We start from the raw sequence: 20,215 nt of genomic DNA, 5'->3' as shown, positions 1-20,215 counted from the left end.
TTGATTGTTTTCTGCAAGCAAAAGTCCAATCACAATATTAAATCAAGCAAAGCTTCAAGTTAACAATATATTAAACTGATGCTTATTTAGACGCTCTGATTCTCATTTCTTGTAAATTTTATGAAACATTTGATGATACAGCTTACGTTTTGAACAAAATAGCCAACTTTCAGATCTGCTAATGAAGGTTGGCTTTAAAAATTTAATGGAGGATTTATCCAATTCTAAAACCCATATCGCAAACCAATTTGAAATTGATACGGATTGCCTGTTGGATTTACAATACCGGTATTGTTTACCCGATAAGAGAATTCTTTTGTGGTATTGTTGAAACCGGTTACAGCGTATAAAGCCTGTGTGGTTAGTCTTTCATTCACACCCCAGTTTTTATTGAGCAAGTTGGCGACATTAAAAATATCGGCAGAAACCTCAATGTTATGTTTCTTGTTCAGATTAAGTTTTTTAGAAATCCGTAAATCAACCACACCGAAAAAATCATTTATACCGCCATTACGTTCAGCAACTTGTCCTTCATATTTAAGAATATAATCTTTTAAACTTTGGCTGGCATTTGGATTATCAAGTAACGCCTGCAATCCGTCGCGTACACTTTGCGGAACAGAAGGATCGTTACGGTCAAATATATAAGCCAAATCGTTTGATGTACTGAAATCCCCATTGGTATTTCCACCAGAAAGAAGAGAATAACGTGTACCGCCAATCCCAGAGTAACGTACACCAACTTTTATTCCATAAAATGTTGGCAAAGTTCCGTAAAGTACAATTTTAGTTCTGAACTGGTTATCAGAGTAACTCATTGTGCTTAAATCTCTGGGATCATCTATTACACTCAAAGAGTTGGTTGCAGAGTTGGCAACATTTCCATTAAATGAAGTATTGTCTTTCGTATCATTCCAGGTGAAACTTGCAGATAATTCTCCATCTTTAAAATATTGCCAGGTAGCATCCAATACAACCGCAAACTGATTCACTTTACCATCACTATTTAACTCCAGTACACGTCCAAATTGGTCGCTGATTCTACCTGTTTTCCAGTCGGCTACACCATTACTCTCATTTATTGATGGAACGTATACACCACGGTTTCCTTCCTGAGGCAAAGTAAAATATGGATCTACAGCCATATTCCGATCTACATACATATAATTATTGCGCCCTAACGTTACGTAACCTGTGAGCCCTACTTTAAACTTGTCTGTAATTAACTTACTGTACGAAAGGTTTGCTTTGTATACCACCGGGATTTTGGCATTTGCGGCATAGGTGTTAATGGTTGCAAGTTGAAATGCTTCAAGAGTCGGTGTCGCAATGGTTCCATTTCTGTAGCCAATGAAGTCTGGAGTAGGAACGTCTGCATTTACAACATCTACAGTACCGAATTTCGTACCATCAAAAGTTAAGTTATTTATGGTTACATAATTGTTCACATCAGAACTAAAAATACCAGCGCCCAAACGCAAGAAATCTGTATGGTTTTCATTAATATCCCAATTGAATTGAAGCCTTGGCTGAATCAGGAATTGCGTAAGTTTGTAATCTGTACGGACGCCTAATGCGTTGTACAAACTTTCATTAAAATCTGAGGAAGGATAAGCGCCATAATCTATACGCAAACCTCCTGTAAAATCTAAACCGGGTGCGATTTTGGTTTGCATTTGTCCATAAATTCCGGCATTCCATATACCTGCAATTACAGTAGGGTCAGCAACTAAAGGCACCTCGCGATAGAAACGATTGGGCGTCAGGTTTTCGAAATTTTGTAAAGCTGAAGTGGCACCGCCATCAGAACTGTTGTATTCGAATCTGCCATTAACCTCACTTCCATATAAAGATTTCGCATTTGTATACATTAGATCAATACCGAAAGTATATTTTACTTTATTTGTATTATAGTAGAAATTATCTACCAATTGGAATACATTATTAGTAAAACCCTCCTGCCCATAACGGTGACCGCCAATTTGGATTGCCGTAGAAGCCGTGCTACCATTTGAAAGCACAGAAGATACGTTGCTGACCACTGCTCGTGGAATTGAACTCTGCAACTGATCGCCTTGCGTGCTGGCCTGAAAGGTATAAAAATGTTGAACCTTTAGTTCATTAGTAACCTGACTATTGATTGTAGAACGGAGAGTGGCCAGCAAACTGTTGTCTACGTTTTTATCATTTCCATAACTTTCCAAAAAATTGATGGATGTACCATCTACCAAACCCATCGGATTTCTGTCGTTCGTGTAATTATCCCTAATGGTTAATAAATTTCGGTCATTAATTTGCCAATCGATACGTGCAAAAGCCGCATCAGATCCGCGCGTTTTATTGAACGTTCCATATTGCGGGGTATTGGCCACTCCATACTTTTCTTGAGCAATAGTTTGAAATTGGTTTAATGTTGCGTTGGTGATATTGTACCTCGATTCATCTGCAGCAGATTGTACGTCGGCAATGATAAGCGGTTGTGAATCGCGTTGATGATCCCATCCAACAAAAAAGTGCAGTTTATCTTTAATAATTGGCCCACCCAATGTAAAACCATATTGATAAGTAGAAAAGTCATTTTCGCGCACATTTCCTCTAATGTCATACGGACTGGAAAGCCAGCCGGCTCTGCCGTATGTAAAAGCGCTTCCGGTAATTTCATTGGTGCCAGATTTGGTTACTGCTGTAATGGCGCCGCCTCCAGAGCGGCCCAAAGAAACATCATATTGGTTGGTGACCACTTTAAATTCTCTAACTGTTTCTATCGATATAGAATAAGGTGCTCCACTTCTACTGGTGGAACTGCCTCCTGATGTTGGGTTTTTGGCCGTCATCCCATCAATCGTATAATTGGTTGAAGAAGCCAGCTGACCAGAAATACCGCCTCCGTTACTCAAGGGAGATAAATCCATCAAATTGGAGAAATTACGTCCATTTACCGGAAGTTGATTCATAGTTTTGGCCGAATTTCTGTAGATGCACCAAAATTATGCGTTTTATTTCGGAGGCCAGAGGCAACAACCTGAACAGCCTCTAGTGTTTGTGCTGCAACTTGCAGGTCGATATTTACACGGACTACGTCGCCGAGATTAAGCATATAACCCGTGCGCAATTGTTCACCATAACCAACGTAAAGTGCTTTAACAGAATATGGCCCACCCAGAGGAAGTTCTTTAAAGGTGTATTCGCCTTTGGCATTTGTTGCAGTTTTTGTGGTGAAACCGGTCGATTCATTTTTAACCTGTACGGATACTCCAGGAACGGCCTGTTTTGTTTCGTCACGAATTATACCAGAGATGGACGCCTGCGTGGTCTGGCCCAGAGCCAGATTGGGAATATAGCAGCCGAGCCATAAAATTCCCATTAATCGTAAAATTTTAAACATGATTTTTGTTGCAATCAACAACCGTCGACTGGATTTTGTACATGAAATTTGGTTCCTTAATGGGGCGAAACCATACGACATGTACCGTAAAGAATAAAACAATTATTTGGATTTGGTTATCCTAACAGGGAGTTACAATATTCTTCAGATCGAATTTAACAAACAAGAACCATCTTGGTAATTTTTTGTATTCGATCTAATATTCGAAAAATGTCGCTATTCTGAGATAAGCTGAAATAGACGAACCTTTCTGATCAAAATTGTTATTATAGTATTAACTAACTAAAACTGTCATGTTAAAAAACTGTTAAGTACGTCTAACACCTTTTAAATCATAAAAAAAGCCTGCCAAATTTCTTTGCGCAGGCTGAATTATTTTGGATAAATGTATTGTGGCTATTTCATCTCTGAAACATACTTGTCGCTAAATTTTTTATCAAGCTGTTTGTGCAGATTGTCCAGATTTATATCTCTTCCCTGAATAAAAGCTTGTTCAACTTTATTGGTTCGCATATCTAATGCATCGCCAGCAGAAATAAAGAATGTGGCATCCTTACCATTTTCAAGACTTCCTGTTGTTTTATCAACGCCCATAACTTTTGCCGCGTTTAGTGTTATTGTTGCGAGTGCTTTTTCCTTATCTAATCCCCAGGCGCTAACCGTTCCGGCCATAAAAGGCAGATTGCGTTGTTGCCAGTAGCCATCTATACTTAAAACCACATTTAAACCCGCATTGGCCAAAACCGCAGCATTTTTATAAGGCATATTCACATCATCATCGTTATTATTTGGCAAAGCATGAGGTTGTTTAACGACTAAGGCAATATTATTCTCTTTGAGAAAATCGACAACTAAATAGGCTTCATCTGCACCAGTAATAACCGGCGTGATGCCATATTTTTTGGCAAAATTTACCGCAGCAACAATATCCTTCTGGCTTTCTGCAGCGATAAACAATTTCTCATCGCCAGAAAAAACACGCCTCATAGCTTCAAAACGTGTATTAATAACTTCTGGCTTTCCCATTTCGGAATAAGCTTTTGCTTCTGCAAAAAAAGCATTTAATTTTGCGATTTCAGCTTGAGTGCGTTCCGCAAGTGCTTCTGGCGAGCTTTGAAAACGACCGCCGCCGCCAAATCCACCACGAAAGCGTGGTGTAACCGGCCAGGTCATATGCATGGCATCATCTGTTTTTAATGCTGCATCTTCCCAATTCCAGGCATCTAATTGCACAACTGAAGAACTTCCTGAAATGGCACCGCCTTGCGGCGTAGGTTGTGCCATCAAAACGCCGTTGCTTCTTAAAGTTGCCGGAACTTTAGAGTCTGTATTGTAAGCTACAATGGAGCGAATGTGAGAATTGTAATCGCCAATTTCACGAAAATCTAATGTAGCCTTTACAGCCTCTATTTCTGTTAAACCCAGATTCGTTGTCGCAGCAATAAAACCCGGATATATATGTTTTCCGTTGGCTTTAATTTGTACAACATCGCCCTGCGGAACCTGACCCGCAGCGCCCACCGAAATAATTTTCCCGTTGCTGAAAACGATTGTTCCATTTTCAATAATTGTTCCATTCCCTATATGGATTATGGCGCCGGTAACGGCAATGGTTTTAGACTGTTTTTTTGCAGGCGATATGTTGGCCTGTGCAAAGCAAATCAAACTGGATGCTGACAATGCTAAGCCTAAAAAAGTTGTTTTTATATTATTGTGCATGTTCTTTTTCGTTTAATTCTGCTGAGTAATTTTCTAAAGTTTCGCAATTGTATAAACGTGGCGCATCTCCCATAGGGCGTTGTGTACGGCCTCCTTTAGTTTTGCTTTCTAACATTTTTTGGATTAGACGCGCTTTTTCTGTTTGCTGTGATTTAATGGTTTGTGCATCTTTTTCAATATCCCAATAGGCGATACCATCTACAAAAGTTTTCTCCGCTTTAGCGTAAATGGAAAGTGGATTTGCAGACCAAACGACTACATCTGCGTCTTTACCTGGTTTTAAACTTCCAACTTTATCGTCTATATGAAGCATTCGCGCCGGGTTTAAAGTCACAAATTTCAATGCATCTTCTTCCGGAACGCCACCATACAAAACAGATTTGCCGGCTTCCTGATTCAAGTGACGGGCCATTTCTGCATCGTCAGAATTGAAAGCCGTTGTAACGCCTACATTATGCATAATTTTACCGTTGTACGGAATGGCTTCTGCAACTTCGTTTTTGTACGCCCACCAATCAGAAAAAGTTGATCCGGCAATGCCATGCGCTTTCATTTTATCTGCAACCTTATATCCTTCCAGAATATGTGTAAATGTGTTTATTTTGAAACCTAAGCTGTCTGCAACATGGATAAGCATATTAATTTCGCTCTGCACATAGGAGTGGCAGGTAATAAAACGTTTGTTGTTCAAAATTTCAACTATTGCATCCAACTCTAAATCTCTACGCACATTATTTCCTTTTACAGCAAGCGCTTTCTGGTATTCTTTTGCGCGGGTAAATTCATCAACAAAAGTTTGTTCAACGCCCATACGGGTTACCGGGAAACGTGCGCCGGTACCAAAATTACTTTGCTTCACATTTTCGCCTAAAGCAAATTTGATAAAGCCATCTGCGCCAGCAAATTTCAATTCTTCAGGAGATTTTCCCCAGCGTAATTTAATCAGCTGTGATTGTCCGCCGACAGGATTTGCTGAACCATGCAAAATATGCGATGTAGTTACACCACCTGCTAGCTGACGATAAATGTTTACATCTTCTGAGTTGATGATATCTGCAATTCTCACTTCTGCCGAAACAGATTGTGCACCTTCATTAATACCGCCAGAACCAGCAATGTGTGAATGCTCATCAATAATACCTGCAGTGATGTGTTTACCGGTTGCATCGATAACCCTTGCAGCGCCAGCAGATAAATTTTTACCTACAGCTTTAATTTTTCCGTTTTCCAGCAATACATCCGCGTTCTGCAGAATACCTTCTTTTTCATTCGTCCAAACAGTCGCATTTTTTAACAGTACAGATTCTTGCTTGGGTAGTACGGCAGAGCCGAAAGCAGAGAATGGGTAAATAACCGGACCAACTGCTAAAACAGGTTTAGGTTCATCGCGTTTAGGGGTTTCTTTTGCGGCTTCTTTATACGTCGCTGTAAAATGGCCTGCAGATCCATCTGCCAATGCAGATTCACCTTTAATTACAATTGGGTTTGCAGCTGTAATATATCCGCTTAAACGAACATCGCCTTTTGGATTCTTTTTCAGGTTAAAACTTATGCTTACCCAATCTCCATTTCTGGTAAAAGTTGCAGAAGTTTTAACGCTATCTGTTCCGGTTCTTTCGATAGCGGCAGTAGAACTGCCAGCGGTACCGGTAATTTTTAAAAGTAAAGCACCAACGCCGTCAACATTCAGATTGTAATTTCCACGTACATCGCTTACATCCATTTTATTAACCACGTAACGTTTTCCTTGTACCCAATTTTCGAAAATGATGTTTCCGTTTTTGAAAAGATTATCAGACGAGATTAAAAAGTTAGCTACTTTTCCTTTTTCCAGTGAACCTACTTTATCTGATATGCCTAAAATATTGGCCGGAATTTCGGTTACCGATTTCAATGCCTGTTTTTCGGATAATCCATTTTCAATTGCAGTGCGGATATTAGCCCAAAAATCGCGGCTATTATCCAAACCAAATGCCGTTAATGCGAAATTAACACCTGCTTTTTCCAATACCGAAGCATTTGTTGGTGCCAACTCCCAGCCTTTCATTTGAGCTAAACTAAGGTTTCTGGCTTCTGCCGGATCTTCAACATCATACGCTTTCGGAAAAGCCAATGGAATAATCAGAGTTGCACCCGTTGCTTTTACTTCATTAATACGCTGATATTCATCGCCTGTAGATTTGATAATATATTTTTTGCCAAATTCTTTACCAATTTTATCTGCCCGAAGTACATTTGCCCAACCATCTACTTCAAAAATCTGCGGCATAGTTTGCTGTTTTGCAAACTCTTGTAAAGAAATATTGTACTCGTCTTTTTGTTTGCCGTACCATTGCGAATCGAAATAAGTTTGGCGAAGCAAAGCGATTGATCCCATTAATGAAGTTGGATAATCGTTAGCAGAACTGCCCTTGCTAAAGGAATAATTTGCGCCGGTTTCATCTTTAAGAAAAACCGCATTGTCTGCATCTTCATTGAGCGTTACCGCTGCAGAAACACCACGTGCAATTCCATCTCTGCTAATCACATTTACACTTCCGAAACCTACTTTCCTAAGTTCATCTGCTTTCTTTGAATCAACAGTAAAAATGTTTTTCACATACGTTTCTGGTCGTATGGCTTCATTCCATCCATAAGCGCCTTTTTTTGTAGATACAAAAATCGACTGCCGGCCGCCACCAAAACCGCGTTGCTGCGCCGGTGCTTCTGTAATTCCGTAGCTGGTAAAAGCATCAACCATTGATGGATAAATGAATTTCCCTTTTAAATCTACAACAACATAACCTTTAGGTACGGCAATGCCCGCACCAACATTCTGAATGGTTTGTCCTTTAATTAAAAGCGTTGCATTGGTTAAAGTCTGACTGGCATTTACCACAATAGTTGCATTTGTAAACGCATACATTCCCGGCCGGGTATCAAAAGAGCCGTTTACAGGAAAAGTATTTTGTTGTGCAAAAAGAACGGTTGTGAAAAATACCTGCACAATGGCAAGTAAAATTTTCTTCATAACTGAGTTTAGGGGTTTATTTTGTTTAAAACTAATATAAATAAGTACGATTTGTTGTGGATAACCTATTTTTTACAATTATTGGCTATTTTTGGACGTTAGAAAATATTATTTATGAACGAAATTTTAAAAAGTGCGCACTCCGGGTGGCGCTACGTAGTTTTTATTCTGCTGATTATTGCTTTGATCAAGGCACTTTCTGGTTGGTTTGGAAGTAAAAACTATACAGAAGGCGATCGCAAGTTGAATCTTTTCACCTTAATTAGCGCACATATTCAACTGCTTATTGGCCTTGTACTTTATTTTACTGAAGGTTGGTACAGTTTAAGCAGCAAAGGTGCACCTGCAGTTCGTTACTTTAAAATGGAGCACATCAGTTTAATGATTGTTGCCATCATTCTGATTACTATTGGAAATTCAAAATCTAAAAAAGCCATTGAAGGCGTAGCCAAACACCGTACCATTGCAATCTTTTTTGGTTTGGCATTAATTATAATTATTGTAACCATCTTGTTGATGACCAAAAGTGTTCCGGGAAGAACATTTTTTGGTGTGTCCTAACACCATATTTTCAAATTGCAGCAGCACATGTGCTGCTGCAATTTTCTATCGGTTTTACCATCTTACTGGTTTTATACAGAACTCTACTCTGCATCTGGCAGAAAAATCCTAAAACTTACAGCAGTATAATATTTGCCTGTATCCATAGCTGCAATAATCCAAACGGCCTGTTTGCGACATTATCTGGCATTACAACACTCCCCTTCTTTATCAATCCGAAATTTTATTTCGTATAAAGATTAAAAATATTTTGCTTTTTTAAAATTCTTTATATTTTTGTGGCTCATGATCAGCAATATACATACATGGCTTTGGCGTCGTAATTCTCAATCGAATTGCGCTGGCTGCGTATGAAAAATATAGTTTATCAACCTAAACCTTATTAAAGAACCATTAAAGCCCGGCGTAGAACCACACGCCGGGTTTTTTATTGTACAAAATTTTAAAAGACGGTCAAAAACCAGAAAAGCAACATATCATGTTCAAGATTAATACAAAATACAAAAAGCTACTTGCAGATACCACCACTCCAGTGAGTATATATCTGCGCTTACGCGACGTTTATCCGAATAGCATATTGCTTGAAAGTTCGGATTACCACAGTCGCGAAAACTCTATGAGTTTTGTTTGCGCAGATCCGGTAGCGGGCATTGTTTTGAAAGGCACGCGCCTGGAAACCTATTTTCCGGATGGAACTGTAGAGTTTAAAGAAAGTAAAAACCTGATTGAAGAAATTACAGAATTTAAAGGGAAGTTTAAAGAAACAGAATTTCCAGAAATTAAATTCATTTCAAGCGGCTTGTTTGGCTATTTTACGTGGAATGCTGTACAACATTTTGAGGATATAAAGTTTGTTTCTGAAACACCAGAGGGAGAAGAAATTCCAGAAATGCAATATCATCTGTATCGATATATCATTGCAATAGATCATTTCAAAAACGAAATTACTTTATTCACAAATTCTTTTGAGGGTGAAGAAGAAAATGAACTGGATAAAATGGAATACCTGATCCAGAATAAAAATTACCCCGAATATAAATTTCAAACACGTGGAAAGGAAACTTCAAACCTAAGCGATCAGGGTTTTATGGATTTGGTAGAAAAACTTCAGAAACATATTTACCGGGGCGATGTTTTTCAGATTGTACCATCAAGAGCTTACAAACAGGCTTTCTCCGGAGATGAGTTTAACGTGTACCGTTGCCTCAGGTCTATCAATCCATCGCCATATTTATTTTATTTCGACTACGGGAATTTCAAATTGTTTGGCTCATCGCCGGAAGCTCAAATTACCATTAAAAACAATTCGGCTAATATTTTCCCGATTGCGGGTACATTCAAACGTAGTGGAAACGATATTGAAGACGCAGAACAGGCGCGTAAACTAGAGCAAGATCCGAAAGAAAGTGCAGAACATGTTATGCTGGTAGATTTGGCAAGAAACGATTTAAGCAGACATTGCAGCAATGTAGAAGTAAAGTCGTTCAAAGAAGTGCAGTATTACTCACATCTTATTCATTTGGTGAGTAAAGTAAGCGGCCATCTTCAAGAAAATGTTACTGCATTTAAAGTAGTTTCGGATACTTATCCCGCCGGAACTTTAAGTGGCGCACCAAAATATAAAGCAATGCAGCTTATTGATGAAAATGAAAAACTCGGCCGTAATTTTTATGCCGGAGCGATTGGCTTTATGGGATTTAACGAAGATTTTAACCACGCCATCATGATCCGTACTTTTATGAGCAAAAATAATGAATTGCATTATCGCGCAGGTGCTGGTATTGTTGCCGATTCTGTACCAGAGACAGAAATGCAAGAGGTAAATAATAAAATTGCTGCGCTGAGAAAAGCAATTGAAATGGCAGAAAGCATTTAAAGATTCAAAATGGAAAATAACGATAAAAAAACTGTTTTAGTTATCGACAATTACGACAGTTTCACCTATAATCTTGTTCACCTGATTAATGAAGTTGGATATGAAGCAGTGGTTTGGAGAAATGACAAGTTTAAGATTGAAGACGTTGCTCAATTTGACAAAATCTTACTTTCTCCCGGACCTGGCATTCCTGAAGAAGCAGGTTTATTGCTGGAGGTAATTAAAACCTACGCACCTACCAAAAGTATTTTTGGGGTTTGCCTCGGACAGCAAGCTATAGCCGAAGTATTTGGCGGCAATCTTCTAAATCTGGGAAGACCAATGCATGGCGTTGCAACACCCGTTACTGTTGTAGATGGTGATGAGTTTCTGTTTTGGGAATGCCCACAAACCATTAATGTTGGCCGTTACCACAGTTGGGTAGTGAGTAAAGAGAATTTCCCTACTTGTCTTAAAATTACCGCAAGAGACCACACCAGTGAAATTATGGCTTTAAGACATGAAACGTACGATGTACGCGGCGTACAGTTTCACCCTGAAAGTGTACTCACTGAGCATGGGAAACAAATGATGGAAAACTGGTTAACGAATTAGCATATGAACATTTTAGATAAAATTGTTGAACGCAAAAAGCAGGAAGTTGCAGATGCAAAAGCGATGATTTCGGTTTCCGAGCTCGAAAATGCAACTCACTTTAAACGCGAAACGTATTCTTTTAAAGATTTTCTTTTGGATGAAACCAGAACGGGTATTATTTCAGAGTTTAAAAGACGGTCACCTTCCAAAGGTTTAATTAACGGCACTGCAGATGTCTCGGAAGTAACTCAAGCCTATAATGCAGCGGGCGCATCTGCGCTTTCTGTGCTAACAGATGTCGACTTTTTTGGAGGTAAAACCGATGATATTCTCGCGGCAAGGGCAGCGAATGACATCCCGATTCTCCGCAAAGATTTTATGATTGATGAATACCAAATTCTCGAAGCAAAAGCCTGGGGTGCAGACATTATTTTATTAATTGCCGCAATTTTAACACCGCAGCAAATTAAACAATTTGGAAAATTTGCCCACAATCTCGGCCTGAATGTGCTGCTAGAGGTGCATAATCACGATGAATTAGAAAGAAGCATTTGTGGAGATTTAGATGCAATTGGCGTAAATAACCGCAACCTTGCAGATTTTACGGTAAACATCCAAACTTCTTTCGACCTCGTAAATGAAATACCCAGTGAATTTTTGAAAATTTCTGAAAGTGCTATTAGTGATCCGAAAATTATAAATCAATTGAAAGCTGCAGGTTTTAATGGTTTTTTAATTGGAGAAAACTTCATGAAAACAGAAAATCCTGGAGAAGCGATCCGTGATTTTGTACAGAAAATGAAATAATTTGTCTGTTTTTTAGACAGGTACATTTTTTCAACAATTATATAAAAAATACCCATAAACCAGTAGTACACTCTACTGGCTTATGGGTATTTTTGTTAAAAAGCCCTCTTTTGGCGCATTTTTGGCTCTTGCAGGTAGAAATTAAAACACATTATCTACCTATGAAAAACATTTCCAAAGCACTATCCTTAGCTTTAATTCTTAGTTTAACCTTTTTGTTTTCTTGCAAGAAAGACAATGATGAAACCCCATCGGGTTCTACCCATAAAGTGGTTTACAAAGCTGTCGGTTCTTCGGGTACAAATATCGGTGTAGCGGTAGTGAGTACCGGATTGGGTGCAACTGAAAGCTTTACAAGTCTAAGTGGCTCTACGTGGACAAGTCCTGAATACACCATTTCTTCTTCAGCAATTGTGCTTGGTGGTGCTGTAAATGCTACCGGACCAGATGCCAATTCTACGTTGACCATGCAAGTTTGGGTAGACGGCGTAATGAAAGCAGAAGGAAAATCGACTGGACAGATTCTGAGCGCAAGCACAACATTCTCTTTTCAGCAATAAAAATTATCTAAATTAGCAATTAAGGGCAGCAAAAAATCTGATGTAAATTGGGTTTTTTGATTGCCCTTTTTATTTTGGCGTTTTATACAGCTCAAAAAAATGCCCCAACTTATCGTCAGGGCATTACTTCTTTTTTCAAACAGGTTCTTTTTACGCGTAAATATCGTTCAGGATTTTCGCTAAACGAACGCCACCTTTAACCAATTGCTCATTTAATGTAGAGATCCAATCAAAATTGTAACGGTAACTTAATTTAGAATCGGGTTTGGTTGTTTCATATATTTTGTTGCAAACCAGATAAGATTCATAAACACAATCTTTCAACGATGTATTTTGCCAGTTATACAATTGAACTGCCGACGGATGATTGATGTATCTGGTATATTCCGTATAGCTCAATTGCTGATAATCGATTAACTGTTCATCCCAAACGCGGTGGATGTTAGATTTTTCATTAAACCACAAAACAGAAACACGGTTTCCGCCCAAATCTTCTTTTCTGGCGGTATGCATTGGCTGGTGTAAATCGCCAACCAGATGTACCAACATACGGATTGCCAGTTTTTTCTGATCAATTGGACTTGTTTTATCTTTCAATACCGCAACAAGATCTGGAATCTTGGAATATACATTTGGTCCTTTTTCTTTTTCGAGGAAATTGTACACGCCATCTTTGTTTAATCCTGCCGGAAGATTTACGAAGTGCCAGTTGTACATGTAGTTGTACGTAGAGTCCGATTTAATGAAATCGCCCCAGTTGGCAGACATCGCTAAAGATTCACTGCCTAAAATCCCTGCAATTGCTTTTCTGGTTTTGGCCTTTAAATAACTATCTGCTACTTCACCAACAATGCGGTGCCCAAGCATGCCCCACGCATTGGCGCGCATTGGCATATACAATAAGCAAGCGAGTATAAGTACAAGGATGGTTTTTGTACCATTTAATGTTTGTTTCATTTTAAAGTTCTTTTTGTACACAAGTTGTTTTTTCTTTCAGAATCATTTCAATCTGGCGCTGATCACTTAAACTTTCCAGCAGCAAGGTATCGGCGGTTAACTTTTTAATCAGGAAATTACGGTCGTAACGCCCAATGCGATAGCAGCCAGAAATTTTTTGTTTATAATTTTCGTGGGTAAAAGTCGCGCCAACAAATAAAGTATCGCCTTTTATAGCGTAAACGCCTTTAGCATATTCATTCCAAATCCCATTGTTGTAGCAAGAATCTTCATAGAAATTGACTTTGCTGTGCGTTACAAAATCTATGTAAACAGAATCGCATGAAAATTTAAAATGGTGTTGGGTGTAATTACTCAGCTTATAGCTAAACGCAACAGAATCTTCATTCCAAACGCCTTGTACAGCGTCTGAGCCTTTCCCTTGAACGTTCGGACTTGCCACACAAGCTGAAAAGAATAAGCTTGCAAAAAGAAAAAAATACGCAAGCTGTATTGCCGGATAGCGTTTCTGCATCAAGTGGTTTTTTATAACCGGTAAAGCATTGCTTTACCGGCTGTATTGTAAATTATTTTAAGCTGCCAACCATATCTTCTGGTCGTACCCACTCATCAAACTGAGCTTCTGTTAACAAACCAAGCTCAACCGCAGCGGCCTTAAGTGTTTTATTTTCTTTATGTGCTTTTTTAGCAATTTTGGCTGCATTTTCATAACCAACATGCGGATTTAAAGCTGTTACCAGCATCAATGAATTTTGAAGGTGTTTCTCAATTTCAGGTAAATTTGCAGTAATTCCTTCTGCACATTTATCATTAAATGAAACGCAAGCATCGCCAATTAAACGTGCAGATTGCAAAACGTTTGCGGCAATTAAAGGTTTGAAAACATTAAGTTCGAAGTGGCCTGTTGCACCGCCAATAGAAACTGCAACATCATTACCCATAACTTGTGCACAAACCATTGTTAAAGCTTCTGGTTGTGTCGGATTTACTTTGCCTGGCATAATTGATGATCCCGGTTCATTGTCTGGAATTACAATTTCTCCAATTCCGCAACGCGGGCCAGAACTTAACATACGAATATCATTTGCAACTTTCATCAACGCTACAGATGTACGTTTTAAAGCGCCAGAAAGTTCTACCATTGCATCATGTGCAGCAAGTGCCTCAAATTTATTCGGTGCAGTTACAAAAGGTAAACCAGTTAAATCGGCAATTTTTTGTGCTACGAGTACATCATAACCTTTCGGTGTATTTAAACCTGTTCCTACAGCTGTACCGCCAAGAGCAAGTTCTGCAACCATAACCAATGCATTTTTAATTGCACGGATACTGTTGTCAATTTGCTGAACATAACCGGAAAACTCTTGTCCGAGTGTTAATGGCGTTGCATCCATAAAATGCGTACGGCCGGTTTTTGTGATTCCAGAAAACTCCTGAACTTTTTTAGCCAGTGTATTTCTAAGTTTTTCCAACCCTGGAATGGTATTTTCTACGGTAAGTTTATATGCTGCAATGTGCATTGCAGTTGGATAAGTATCGTTAGACGATTGTGATTTATTTACATCATCATTTGGATGAAGAATTTTTTTATCATCAGAAAGCTGACCACCATTGATCACATGTGCGCGGTTCGCGATAACTTCATTACCGTTCATGTTGCTTTGTGTACCAGAACCGGTTTGCCAGATCACCAATGGAAATTCGCTGTCTAATTCTCCGGCAATAATTTCGTCGCAAGCTTTGGCAATCAATTCTGCTTTTTCTGCAGACAATACACCAAGTTCAGTATTGGCTAATGCAGCCGCTTTTTTAAGGTATCCAAAAGCATGAATAATTTCTTTTGGCATTGAACCTTCCGGCCCGATTTTAAAGTTATTGCGTGAGCGTTCGGTTTGTGCACCCCAGTATTTGTCGGCAGGCACCTGAACCTCACCCATGGTATCGTGTTCTATTCTGAAACTCATAATCATTTTGAATTTTTGTTAGGCAAATTTAGTTTTTTTGGCTTTAAAGCAAGGTATTATCTTCGATATTTAGACAGAGATGATATAATCCAGAAATCGGCGTTCTATCAAACTGTTGTCAGTATAATAATTGTTCGCTTCACACTTTCTAAACACAGGTAAGATTTCATTTCAAAAACCCTTTCTACAACAATTCGGTTAATATAACAACAGAACAATTATTCACTTAATCGTATTAAAATGGAAAATAGAAATAGTGCGCTCATCCAAACTTTATTAGATTGTGCATTGGCATGTGAACATTGTGCAACTTCTTGCTTAAAAGAAGAGGATTTGGAAATGATGATTAATTGCATTCGCCTGGATCGCGATTGTGCGGATATCTGCACCCAAGCGGCAAGATTGTTGCAACGCGACTCTGCGATTGCCCGTCAGTATTTATTATTGTGTGAAGAAATTTGCAGGCTATGTGCGGAGGAGTGTGGGCAACACGATCACGAACATTGCAGGCAATGTGCTATTGCTTGTGAAGAATGCGCCCAAGCTTGCCACGCCAATCATGAACCTATACAACAGGACTAAACAAAAAAGGCTTTCGATTTTGAAATCGAAAGCCTTTTCTTATTTGCTTTTCAGTTATTGTGCCGGGAAGCTAAAGTTAAATGTACCTTGTTCACTCACGCCTGAGATATACACATTACCATTTCTGGTTTGGGGCAATGCTTTCTGTATGTCAGACACTGAATTAACTGCTTGTCCGTTTACTTTTGTAATAATCAATCCTTTTTCTACACCAATATTATCAAAAGCTTTTCCGGTAGTTACAGAAGTTACCACAACACCACCGTTAATTCTGTATTTAGTTTTTTGAGCGGCGGTTGCCGGTGCAAATGTGGCCCCTAATTTCGAAACCTCTACGCTTTTTTCACTCGCCTTATTTGCTGTTAAACCTACACTTGCCTCGCCTTTTAAGGTTACGGTATAATCTTTTAAAGCTCCATCACGCAACACAGTAAGTTTAACTTTATCGCCAGGGTTTAAACGACCAACTCGTTCCTGCAAATCTGGAGAATCATTGATTACTACACCATCAACTTTTTTGATTACATCTCCTGATTTTATTCCTGCAGACGCAGCACCACCGCCATCAACAACATCATTCACATATAAACCACTAATTTCATTGGTTTTAATGCCTTCTGGTTTTTCATCAGCACTAAGCGGAACAAAATTTACACCGATATATCCACGTTTAACTGAGCCGTATTTCATAAAATCGTCTACAATTTTACGAGCCAGATTTACTGGAATTGCAAATCCATAACCTTGGTTGTATCCGCTTTGTGATGCAATCGCAGAATTGATACCAATTAATTCTCCACTGGCATTTACCAAAGCACCACCGCTATTCCCAGGGTTAATAGCAGCATCTGTTTGAATAAAAGATTCGATACTCGTATTCGCAGGTCGATCTGGTCTTTTACCTGTACGTTGGTATTCTCTATATTCTTCTTCAGTTATTTCATTGCCTTGTTGTTCGCGGCCAATAATACCAATACTTCTGTTTTTAGCACTAACAATACCTGCTGTAACTGTTGTATTCAGATCTAGCGGAAAACCTACTGCTAAAACCCATTCTCCAACCTGTACATTATCAGAATTTCCCATTTTTACTACCGGAAGGTTGTTCGCATTTACTTTAATTAGTGCTAAATCGGTATTTGGGTCGCGACCAATTACTTTCGCTTCAACTTTACGTCTGTCGGTTAAAACCACTTCCACTTTTTCGGCATTTTCTACCACGTGATTATTGGTTACGATGTAACCATCCTGACTAATAATTACTCCAGAACCTGAAGCTGCTCTTGGTTGACGTTGCATTTGACGACCGCCGCCGCCAAAGAAATCATCAAACATATCGAAAGGAGAAGATGAACCTCTACCGCCACTTGCCGCAGCATATGTTGTTTTAATGTGAACGACTCCCGGTGCAACTGCGGCGGCCGCCTGAGTGAAATCGGCAGTTCCTGCCGATGAAACTTTTAGTGGATTGTTGGCAAAATACAAATCTTGTTTTTCAGAAATTGTCCCGCCTACCTGGTTACGTTCAAAAAGTTTGTAACCTCCAACTGCAGCCGCACCACCTATAAATGCAGCTAAAACTGTAATTCCTAGTATCTTTTTCATTTGCTTATTAGATTAATAATTCTAAAAGATTGCAGAGCATTGTTTCCCTTTAAGCAGCATGCTCTTACTTTATTCGCCTGCTTAAATTTCTTTCGTTAGATTATTCAAATTTAATACCATAAGAACGATATTTGCATAATCGAAACATCATAATCGGTGTTAAAAAATGTTAAATTAACATTTTAATACCAGATCAATCGAATTGCGCATCTCAAATATTGTACATCAAAATGAAGAATAAATGAAAATCAATTTTTATAAATATCAAGGCGCCGGCAACGATTTTATTTTAATAGACCATACTGCATCTCCGATAAAAAATGTCGATAACGATTACATTGAGCAGCTTTGCCACCGTAGATTTGGTATTGGGGCAGATGGATTAATGTTTTTAACAAAGCACGCCGAGTACGATTTTGAAATGCATTATTTTAATGCGGATGGCAAGTTAGGAAGCATGTGCGGAAATGGTGGGCGTTGCATTGTGGCTTTCGCTAAACATCTGGGCATCATCACCAATGAAACAAACTTTTTGGCAGTTGATGGACCGCACTATGCCAGAATTTCAGAAAATGGAGATTGGGTTGATTTACAAATGATTGATGTAAATACCATAACACGGGATGTTGAAGCCTATATTTTAAATACAGGTTCTCCACATTATGTCGAGCTGAAAGAGGATTTGAAAAACCTCGATGTATTTCAGGAAGGGAAAAAAATCAGATACAACGAAACTTATAAAACCGAAGGCATTAATGTAAATTTTGTGGAAGATAAAGGCGATCATCTTTTTGTGCGTACCTATGAGCGCGGCGTAGAAGATGAAACTTATGCCTGTGGTACCGGCGTAACTGCGGTTGCAATGGCTATGGCAAAACACAAAAACCAAACGGGCCATATTAAAACCAATATTGAAGTCTTGGGTGGCAAAATCCGCGTAGAGTTTGACTATGATGGCACCACTTTTAACAACGTATTTTTATGTGGCCCGGCAAAACTGGTTTTTGAAGGTGATGTTGATCAACTGTAACACTAATTATACCCTTGCAAAAGGAATTTATATACCTGTTATTCTGCCTAAAGTTGAAAAAATAATACTTGCCTAAAAACCATACAATGAGTAGAAATAACAACATTATTATGTACCAAAAAACATCCTAATACTGTAACTTTTAACAGCATTTAACATCTGTCGCAATATAATTACAGATTACAACAACCTTAAAAAAACCAAATAAGTCATTTAATATCAAAGACTTAAACTCGAAAAAAGAACCTATTTCAGCAAAAATAAATCAATCGATTGATTAAATGACAGAATTTGGACAGATTTATTTTTTTTTAGGCTTTATTTTTGGGCGTTTTTAAAGTGAATCCAAGGTCAAAACCGTATCGCTTTCAACTTCCGGAATTAAAAAATTTAAACACACAGAATATCCATGAGAAAAGGAACAACTCTCCTCTTAAGTATAAGCATCGGGATGCTTTTAGCATCTTGCGGCAATAACGATGATGCGAAAAAATCTGCCGAAGCAGCAGCTGCACCACAAGCCTATCCGGTATTTACATTATCGGCTCAATCAACAACACTCGATTCTGACTATCCAGCAACAATTGAAGGCGTTCAAAATATTGATATTCGCCCAAAAATTGATGGTTTTGTAGAAAAGATATTTGTAGATGAAGGTGCGGTTGTAAAGAAAGGTCAGGTTTTATTTACAATAAATGCTCCACAGTACGAGCAGGAAGTAAGAACAGCAAGAGCAGCAATTAGCAGTGCAGAAGCAGATGTTAATGCGGCGCAGCTTCAGGTGGACAAAACCAAGCCTTTGGTTGATAAGGACATCATTAGCAAATACGAACTTCAATCTGCCCAGCTTACTTTACAAAGCAGAAAAGCTACACTGGCACAAGCCAAAGCCACTTTAGCAAATGCGCAGGTAAATTTAGGCTACACCACCATTTCTAGCCCGGTAAACGGCGTAATTGGTACTATTCCTTTTAAAACAGGTAGTTTGGTAAGCAGTACAAGTACTGAACCTTTAACTACTGTTTCTAATATTTCTAAGGTATTTGCCTACTTTTCTTTGAATGAAAAACAAATATTAGATTTTTCCAAAACATATAATGGAAAAACGCTGAGTCAGCAGATGAAAAATATACCACCGGTTAGCCTGGTATTGGCAGATGGAACTACTTACGCTGAAAACGGTAAGGTTGAATCTATCATCGGACAAATTAACACTAGCACTGGATCTATCAGCTTACGTGCAACGTTTCCAAATCCAATTGCTTTATTGAAAACCGGGGCGAGTGCATCTGTAAGAATTCCTCAGCACGTGGAAAATGCAATTTTAATTCCTCAGAAATCAACAATGGATGTGCAGGGGAAAAAGTTTGTATATGTATTGGGTGATTCTTCTAAAGTAATGAATACAGAAATAGAAGTGAATCAATTGGCCAAAGGCAAGTTTTACGTGGTAACCAAAGGATTAAAGGCAGGCGATAAAGTTGTTTTGGAAGGCTTTCAGTCATTAAGAGACAATACCAAGATTAAGCCTGAAGAAAAAAGTGCCGATTCGGTATATGCCGAATTAAAGAAATAATATCCGC

16 protein-coding genes are annotated in these 20,215 nt (G+C 38.7%); 8 read left to right on the top strand and 8 right to left on the bottom strand.

Annotated elements, in window-relative coordinates; all coding sequences use genetic code 11:
* Positions 1-224: 224 nt before the first annotated feature.
* From ACJVDH_RS00630 to ACJVDH_RS00615, 4 genes are all read right to left on the bottom strand, one after another.
* The gene (locus ACJVDH_RS00630; RefSeq protein ID WP_443945650.1) at positions 225-2,954 is read right to left on the bottom strand and encodes a TonB-dependent receptor; all 2,730 of its coding nucleotides are present in this window, start codon (positions 2,952-2,954) and stop codon (positions 225-227) included.
* Entirely contained in the window at positions 2,951-3,385 is a 435-nt protein-coding gene (locus ACJVDH_RS00625; RefSeq protein ID WP_443945649.1) for a carboxypeptidase-like regulatory domain-containing protein, read from the bottom strand. The genes ACJVDH_RS00630 and ACJVDH_RS00625 overlap by 4 nt, the downstream gene beginning before the upstream one ends.
* Positions 3,386-3,781: 396 nt before the next feature.
* Positions 3,782-5,104, bottom strand: a complete 1,323-nt coding sequence (locus ACJVDH_RS00620; RefSeq protein WP_443945648.1) for an amidohydrolase family protein — start codon at positions 5,102-5,104, stop codon at positions 3,782-3,784.
* Positions 5,094-8,114, bottom strand: a complete 3,021-nt coding sequence (locus tag ACJVDH_RS00615) for an amidohydrolase family protein (protein ID WP_443945647.1) — start codon at positions 8,112-8,114, stop codon at positions 5,094-5,096. The genes ACJVDH_RS00620 and ACJVDH_RS00615 overlap by 11 nt, the downstream gene beginning before the upstream one ends.
* A 114-nt stretch (positions 8,115-8,228) precedes the next feature.
* On the opposite strand from ACJVDH_RS00615, the gene ACJVDH_RS00610 reads away from it, so the two are divergent.
* The 5 genes from ACJVDH_RS00610 to ACJVDH_RS00590 all read left to right on the top strand — a co-directional run bounded on the left by ACJVDH_RS00610 (position 8,229) and on the right by ACJVDH_RS00590 (position 12,494).
* Positions 8,229-8,675 carry a cytochrome B gene (locus ACJVDH_RS00610; protein WP_443945646.1) on the top strand — a complete coding sequence of 149 codons (447 nt, stop codon included), beginning with the start codon at positions 8,229-8,231 and terminating at the stop codon, positions 8,673-8,675.
* A gap of 478 nt (positions 8,676-9,153) precedes the next feature.
* On the top strand, positions 9,154-10,551 hold the full coding sequence (locus tag ACJVDH_RS00605) for an anthranilate synthase component I family protein (RefSeq protein ID WP_443945645.1): 1,398 nt from the start codon (positions 9,154-9,156) through the stop codon (positions 10,549-10,551).
* A 9-nt stretch (positions 10,552-10,560) separates the two neighbouring features.
* Positions 10,561-11,145 (top strand): anthranilate synthase component II, encoded by a 585-nt coding sequence (locus ACJVDH_RS00600; RefSeq protein ID WP_443945644.1) that lies wholly within the window; start codon positions 10,561-10,563, stop codon positions 11,143-11,145.
* Between the two features lie 3 nt (positions 11,146-11,148).
* Entirely contained in the window at positions 11,149-11,934 is a 786-nt protein-coding gene (gene trpC, locus ACJVDH_RS00595; RefSeq protein WP_443945643.1) for an indole-3-glycerol phosphate synthase TrpC, read from the top strand.
* 161 nt (positions 11,935-12,095) lie between these two features.
* A complete protein-coding gene (locus ACJVDH_RS00590; RefSeq protein WP_443945642.1) occupies positions 12,096-12,494 on the top strand; it encodes a hypothetical protein in 399 nt (132 codons plus the stop codon).
* Positions 12,495-12,644: 150 nt separating this feature from the next.
* Here ACJVDH_RS00590 and ACJVDH_RS00585 read toward each other — a convergent pair whose 3' ends face one another.
* Genes ACJVDH_RS00585 through fumC form a run of 3 tightly spaced genes read right to left on the bottom strand, consistent with a single transcriptional unit; the run spans position 12,645 to position 15,415 of the window.
* Positions 12,645-13,451, bottom strand: a complete 807-nt coding sequence (locus ACJVDH_RS00585; RefSeq protein WP_443945641.1) for a S1/P1 nuclease — start codon at positions 13,449-13,451, stop codon at positions 12,645-12,647.
* 1 nt (position 13,452) lies between these two features.
* Positions 13,453-13,965, bottom strand: a complete 513-nt coding sequence (locus ACJVDH_RS00580; protein WP_443945640.1) for a fumarate hydratase — start codon at positions 13,963-13,965, stop codon at positions 13,453-13,455.
* A gap of 52 nt (positions 13,966-14,017) precedes the next feature.
* On the bottom strand, positions 14,018-15,415 hold the full coding sequence (gene fumC / locus ACJVDH_RS00575) for a class II fumarate hydratase (protein WP_443945639.1): 1,398 nt from the start codon (positions 15,413-15,415) through the stop codon (positions 14,018-14,020).
* Between the two features lie 240 nt (positions 15,416-15,655).
* Between fumC and ACJVDH_RS00570 the strand changes: the two genes are divergently transcribed.
* A complete protein-coding gene (locus ACJVDH_RS00570) occupies positions 15,656-15,997 on the top strand; it encodes a four-helix bundle copper-binding protein (RefSeq protein WP_443945638.1) in 342 nt (113 codons plus the stop codon).
* 54 nt (positions 15,998-16,051) lie between these two features.
* Here ACJVDH_RS00570 and ACJVDH_RS00565 read toward each other — a convergent pair whose 3' ends face one another.
* Positions 16,052-17,602, bottom strand: coding sequence for a trypsin-like peptidase domain-containing protein (locus tag ACJVDH_RS00565; protein ID WP_443945637.1), 1,551 nt, complete (start codon positions 17,600-17,602; stop codon positions 16,052-16,054).
* 241 nt (positions 17,603-17,843) lie between these two features.
* Here ACJVDH_RS00565 and dapF point away from each other — a divergent pair, with 241 nt between their 5' ends.
* Both dapF and ACJVDH_RS00555 read left to right on the top strand, forming a co-directional pair.
* The gene (gene dapF / locus ACJVDH_RS00560; RefSeq protein WP_443945636.1) at positions 17,844-18,632 is read left to right on the top strand and encodes a diaminopimelate epimerase; all 789 of its coding nucleotides are present in this window, start codon (positions 17,844-17,846) and stop codon (positions 18,630-18,632) included.
* Between the two features lie 409 nt (positions 18,633-19,041).
* Positions 19,042-20,208, top strand: coding sequence for an efflux RND transporter periplasmic adaptor subunit (locus ACJVDH_RS00555; protein ID WP_443945635.1), 1,167 nt, complete (start codon positions 19,042-19,044; stop codon positions 20,206-20,208).
* The last annotated feature ends 7 nt before the right edge of the window (positions 20,209-20,215 follow it).

This window comes from Pedobacter terrestris, assembly GCF_052343045.1.
In the GTDB taxonomy this organism is placed as follows: Bacteria; Bacteroidota; Bacteroidia; order Sphingobacteriales; family Sphingobacteriaceae; genus Pedobacter.
This window is presented reverse-complemented; position numbering and strand designations above follow the sequence as displayed.